This is a genomic window from Pseudomonas sp. 2995-1, from assembly GCF_002742505.1.
GTDB lineage: Bacteria > Pseudomonadota > Gammaproteobacteria > Pseudomonadales > Pseudomonadaceae > Aquipseudomonas > Aquipseudomonas sivasensis.
Genome location: NZ_LJSA01000178.1, coordinates 1 through 329, shown reverse-complemented (window position 1 = coordinate 329; position 329 = coordinate 1). Strand labels below are relative to the sequence as shown.

At 35.3% G+C, this 329-nt stretch carries 1 protein-coding gene; it reads left to right on the top strand.

Annotation, left to right across the window (positions count from 1 at the left end; translation table 11 throughout):
• Nucleotides 1-329 (top strand): hypothetical protein (locus tag AOA61_RS31130; protein WP_158234786.1); only part of this gene is annotated, 329 nt, incomplete at both ends.

The following is a 329-nucleotide window of genomic DNA, read 5'->3' as shown; positions in this document are numbered from 1 at the left end:
AATATACTGGACATGGATGGATTTCAGACTCAAATTTAGTAGACTCAAAAACTATTTTTGAAGAGGAAATCGTTGATTACTATTTAGTAAGGGATTCAGTTCGTGTAGAGGAAAGGGAAGTTATCATCACGATGGAAGAAGATGTGGGATTTAATCATTTCTTCTATCCGGGACAGCTAACTAGAGTGAATGAAGACATTTTATCTTTTGAAGTGAATGGTAACTCTAACATGGATAATTATTTACCCCTAACGTTTCTAACAGATTTAATGGAAGGTAAAATCTTCGCAGAAACTAGTGATGGAGAGCCGGTTCAATTGAAACAGTAC